At 42.1% G+C, this 4657-nt stretch carries 6 protein-coding genes; 4 read left to right on the plus strand and 2 right to left on the minus strand.

Translation table 11 applies throughout. The features are described 5' to 3' along the window. Window positions 1-172: 172 nt before the first annotated feature. Window positions 173-1348 carry a GGDEF domain-containing protein gene (locus tag B9J87_RS06815; protein WP_094125097.1) on the plus strand — a complete coding sequence of 392 codons (1176 nt, stop codon included), beginning with the start codon at window positions 173-175 and terminating at the stop codon, window positions 1346-1348. On the opposite strand, the gene B9J87_RS06820 is transcribed toward B9J87_RS06815, so the two are convergent. Then, on the minus strand, window positions 1329-1619 hold the full coding sequence (locus B9J87_RS06820; protein WP_013868082.1) for a hypothetical protein: 291 nt from the start codon (window positions 1617-1619) through the stop codon (window positions 1329-1331). The genes B9J87_RS06815 and B9J87_RS06820 overlap by 20 nt on opposite strands. Before the next feature lie 148 nt (window positions 1620-1767). Here B9J87_RS06820 and B9J87_RS06825 point away from each other — a divergent pair, with 148 nt between their 5' ends. Both B9J87_RS06825 and B9J87_RS06830 read left to right on the plus strand, forming a co-directional pair. Further along, a complete protein-coding gene (locus tag B9J87_RS06825; RefSeq protein WP_094149882.1) occupies window positions 1768-2616 on the plus strand; it encodes a pirin family protein in 849 nt (282 codons plus the stop codon). Between the two features lie 97 nt (window positions 2617-2713). Then, window positions 2714-3460 carry a substrate-binding periplasmic protein gene (locus tag B9J87_RS06830; RefSeq protein WP_094149883.1) on the plus strand — a complete coding sequence of 249 codons (747 nt, stop codon included), beginning with the start codon at window positions 2714-2716 and terminating at the stop codon, window positions 3458-3460. A gap of 28 nt (window positions 3461-3488) precedes the next feature. On the opposite strand, the gene ppnP is transcribed toward B9J87_RS06830, so the two are convergent. Continuing rightward, window positions 3489-3770, minus strand: a complete 282-nt coding sequence (gene ppnP / locus B9J87_RS06835) for a pyrimidine/purine nucleoside phosphorylase (protein ID WP_026027338.1) — start codon at window positions 3768-3770, stop codon at window positions 3489-3491. Between the two features lie 369 nt (window positions 3771-4139). Here ppnP and B9J87_RS06840 point away from each other — a divergent pair, with 369 nt between their 5' ends. Then, complete coding sequence (locus tag B9J87_RS06840; RefSeq protein ID WP_176429494.1) at window positions 4140-4583, plus strand: DUF2850 domain-containing protein; 444 nt, start codon at window positions 4140-4142, stop codon at window positions 4581-4583. Window positions 4584-4657: the final 74 nt, after the last annotated feature.

The following is a 4657-nucleotide window of genomic DNA, read 5'->3' on the forward strand; positions in this document are numbered from 1 at the left end:
GTTATAAGAGCATTGATCACCGATTATTAATAGCCTAATGACTTAACGAAAACGCCAAATGATTAGCCATTGTATTTTTTAACTGACGCCATGCACTTCGTCCGCAAAACTCTGTTATTTATTCTAGACTTAACTCGGTATCTAATACTTTAGGATAGCATCGAGATCGAGTATGACTGAATTGGTAGGTAGACATTTAGAAGAGATGGCCAATATGCGAGCGTCACGCAAGCGTAGGGTCGTTGCCTTATGCTCATTTGTGTCTGTGCTACTTTTCGCCTTTTATGGCATTCTTCATTTTCTTGAACAGCAATATTACCTGAGCATTTTTAATTTATTATGCTTGATCGCCATTGCCTCTAATTACCTTTATTTTTACCATCACTCTGATAACACCTCCTATGCCGATTTATTCCTCAGTGCCATCTTGTTAACAAAAGGGGTCATATTACTACTATATGGACAGCATATGGTCGGCAATGTGCTGTGGTTGTTTCCAATTATTGCGGCGGTGATCTTCATTAATGACTTTCGTATAGGCTTAGTTTTTAGCTGCAGTTTCTTTATGCTGATTGGTGTCTCAGTACAACTCTCCGGAGCCGATATTCTTCCTCAATATCTCCCCATAGATCGGTTTTTTCTCAGTCTCATCGCACTCTGTTGCATGTGTCATATTTCCTCTTACTACTACAACAAAGCGGTTTGCTATATCCAGCATCTTTATCAAGAGGGAATTGAAGACCTTGCCTACACCGACCAACTGACTGGGCTCGCCAATCGTTGGAGTTTCGAAACTTGGGCACGTGAAAAGCTCTCCCAGCAGACTGATAAAAAGACCATCACCGCACTCGTCTTTCTAGACATTGATAATTTCAAATCCATTAATGACAGCTACGGACATGAGGTCGGGGATCGAGTCTTGCAATATTTCGCCAATCGTTTAAAAAACAACGTCCGAAATAAAGACCGGAAGACCGATAAACACGATTACTCCATCGCGAGATTTGCCGGAGATGAGTTCGTGCTACTACTTTACGATATCAAAACGGTTAAGGATTTGGATGGCGTTCTCAACCGGATTTGTTATCTGTTTGAGGATAAATACCAAGGCTCAGAAATGATCAATAACCTCACCGTCAGCATCGGCGCTGCTTTGTTTCCTTCCGATGCTGATAACTTGGCCGAGCTGACTCGGTGCGCAGACAAAGCGATGTACGCAGCAAAACACAACGGCAAAAATCAATATCAGTATTACCAACATATTTCACTTGACCATACTGACGCATCTACTGCAACCCATTCAGCAACAGTGACACCAATAAAGAAAGCTAGCGAGTCATATACATAATCCACAAACCTACTGCACATACCACCACCATCCATGCGGCGTAGCGTGCTGTATTAGGTTTATTTGGTTTAGGGTGAATCACTGGCCTCATTGCCGCACGCCTTGCTGCTTCAACAATGGAAACGTCTTTATCACTGAGCTGTTCAAGCGTATCGCGATTTTTCTGCGCTTGATTAGCCACCTTGGTAAATCGGTGCATCTGCTCAAGCGTAAAATCCTCTTTGGGATCATAATGCGGATTCTGATCTTCATGTTTGGGCAACATAGACATTGGGCATCCTCCTCGTGATCCAACCTACTTTAATTATAGCCCCCCTCAAGATATGTTCGAATTTCTCGACGAAGACCTTCAAAACACAGCGCTCTTCTTTATCAGCACCTTGTCTTAGACTGATGTTATACCGACAAGGAGAATCATTATGCTAACGCAACGTGAAATAAAACAGATAATCCCCGCACAACCCACTTCGGATGGAGATGGCGTAAAAATTAGCCGCGTTGCTGGCTTTAATAACGCTAATTTTTCACCATTTTTAATGCTCGATGAATTTAAATCTGATCAAAAAGCCGATTATATTGGCGGATTCCCTCCTCATCCACACCGAGGAATCGAAACTCTCACTTATATGCTAAATGGGCATTTCCAACATCAAGATCATATGGGTAATGTCGGTGAATTACGCTCTGGTGGTGCCCAATGGATGGCCGCAGGAAGAGGTGTTATTCATAGCGAGATGCCAATCATGACTGAAGGTCAGTTGCACGGTTTTCAGATTTGGATCAATCAGCCTGCTAGCCAAAAAATGGCGCCAGCGCAATACCACGACTTTCAACCCGAAACCATTACCGAATACCACTCCCAAGAGACTGGCCTGCTGAGAGTACTCGCGGGTGATGTCACTTGTGGCAACCAGATAGTAACAGGCCCATTAACAAAAACGGGCGTTAAATTGAGTGTGGCCGACTGGCAAGCCACACCGGGTAGCCAATTAGAGATCGTCACTCCGAATCACTTTAATGTCATGGCATTTACCTACAAAGGCAATGCACAGCTAGGCAGTAAAGTGTTGAAGCAAGGCGAGCTAGCGTTGCTCTCAAAAGGTGAGTTCTTAACATTAACAGCCAATGATACGAGCGGAGTATTGTTGCTAATGGGGCAACCCATTGATGAACCTGTCGTGCATTATGGGCCGTTTGTAATGAACTCATTTTCTGAGATAGAACAAGCAATTAAAGACTACAACTCAGGTGTGTTTGAACAGTATTAATCATAGGGTAACCATCCGGCTGATCTTAAGTGTCATTTTGGGGTTCTCAGAAAGTTTGCCTATACTCAAGTAGTAAATTTGACGAGAGGCACGAAATATGTGGGTATTGACTAGAAATATTCTCATTTCATTGGCAGCAGTGCTGCTCAGCTCAACGCTTTTTGCTAACACCCTTAAAGCTGATTTTAGGCATCGACCACCAGAAATGGTGATCAGTCCAGATGGTCAAAAAATCAGCGGCCCATTAAAGGAAATCCTTGAAGAAGCAGCAAAAAATATAGGCTTCGATATCGAGTGGCGAAACATTCCATTTCCTCGCAGCCTTGCTACTTTAGAAAATGGTACTGTTGACATTGTTCCACGTGTCATACGAACAGCAGACAGAGAAGCATTTGTTCGCTTTATCGGTCCTATAAGTGAGCAAACACGGAATATTGTTTTTGTCACTCGCAGTGATGGGCCAGCAATCAACAATTATCAAGATTTACGAGAGCTAAATGTCGGTGTGAAAAGAGGTACCGCTTATTTCGAAGCGTTTGATCAAGACAAAGAGATAAATAGAACGGTTGTTAATGATGACTTCAACCTAGCAAGAATGCTAGAGGCAAAGAGAATAGATACCGTTATCGTATTGGATTTACCTGCGCTAGAAGTGGAATTAAAAACAATCAATTTTAGTAACTACCAAGTAGCAACCTACTACTATCCAAACACTATCGGCAACTATTACGGTATGCCTAAAAGCCATCCACAAGCGGATGCATTACAAAACGCTCTGTCTGAAATGGTAAAAAGTGGAAGGATCGAAGCTATCTATGCAAAATTTGGCTTAACAGCTCAATAAGAAATAGGGCTTTTAAGCCCTATTTCAACTACAAATATTCGCACAAATAAGCTGTTGCTTCGGCAACTTTCAAATCAAAGGACGAATTCTCAGCGACTTCAAAAGATTCATTCGCTTTAAATGTAGACCAATGTTCATCCCCTAAACGCTTTATCGTTAACGAACCTTTGATGACTGTCATACGCTCAGGAGCGGCCGTGCCAAAGGTGTATTCGCCAGGAGCCATTACGCCCACCGAACTGTCACCACTTTGGTGAGCAAAACCTAAAGATTTAACAGCCCCGTCGAAGTATGTGTTTTCTTTGATCATTTCTCTTCCTTGTAAAATAAACCACCAAAATATGGTGAATAACACGTTTGTAAGCCGTTTTATCTGAAATCATAAAAATACACAAGTGGCAATTGGAGTTAAACAAATAGTGAAACGCGACCTATACTGATCGGTAAGTCAACAAAATTCATGATGCAATGTTCATCTTGTCATCCATTAGTACTGGTTTTGGAAAAAAGATCATATTTTCCAGTGTGACATTTGCTAAACCACACGACATATTCCACTCTCTAACCTTGTTTTAATTGGTTAGCCTTACCGGTACTAGTCGCTGATTGCTTACGTTATGGAGTGGGAATGGCAGTTAAGGGTTTCACGCATGCAAATAAAGCCTCTTCAGGTCACCCTATGAAAAAAAAGTGGGTATTAAAAAGTCTTTTTGGGATAGTGCTGTTCACTATCGCAGCTAGTTTTGCCACTTTACTTTTAGTGAGCTATCAAGAGTATACAAGCCCCAAAAATGTCTATGGTTCATGGATCGAAATCGGTACACCCAGTTATAGCACTGAGGTTCTAACTCTCAATTCAAATGGCGTGTTTCGAAATAATCGCTTAGTCAGCACTCAGTTTGAATATGATGGGGATAAAATTGTGATTAACACTGGTAGTGGCGTGACCATTTACCAACTTGCTGGGACAACAAACTCCCCTCAACTCAAGCGTATTGAACCTGTCATGCCTTTACAACGCTTTATCAAACAAGGCTATGAAAGCACGGTAGAAAACGATGAAAACGGCGACCCAAGCAAAAATCGTCGTTCAGCATTATCTGAGCATTTTGCACAACCATAGCGCTTAAAGTGACGCGATCAGAGCTGAGTCTAAGCCTAAATAGAAAAGCCCCCAAATCGGGAGCTCTGTTGATT

It is taken from the genome of Vibrio sp. V19_P1S1T109 (assembly GCF_002241375.1).
In the GTDB taxonomy this organism is placed as follows: domain Bacteria; phylum Pseudomonadota; class Gammaproteobacteria; order Enterobacterales; family Vibrionaceae; genus Vibrio; species Vibrio anguillarum.

Excerpts from the sequence above, each read along its gene's own strand:
- B9J87_RS06815 (WP_094125097.1), top strand. The coding sequence starts at position 173 with ATGACTGAATTGGTAGGTAGACATTTAGAAGAGATGGCCAATATGCGA.
- B9J87_RS06825 (WP_094149882.1), top strand. The coding sequence starts at position 1,768 with ATGCTAACGCAACGTGAAATAAAACAGATAATCCCCGCACAACCCACT.
- ppnP (WP_026027338.1), bottom strand. The coding sequence starts at position 3,770 with ATGATCAAAGAAAACACATACTTCGACGGGGCTGTTAAATCTTTAGGT.
- B9J87_RS06820 (WP_013868082.1), bottom strand. The coding sequence starts at position 1,619 with ATGTCTATGTTGCCCAAACATGAAGATCAGAATCCGCATTATGATCCC.
- B9J87_RS06830 (WP_094149883.1), top strand. The coding sequence starts at position 2,714 with ATGTGGGTATTGACTAGAAATATTCTCATTTCATTGGCAGCAGTGCTG.
- B9J87_RS06840 (WP_176429494.1), top strand. The coding sequence starts at position 4,140 with ATGAAAAAAAAGTGGGTATTAAAAAGTCTTTTTGGGATAGTGCTGTTC.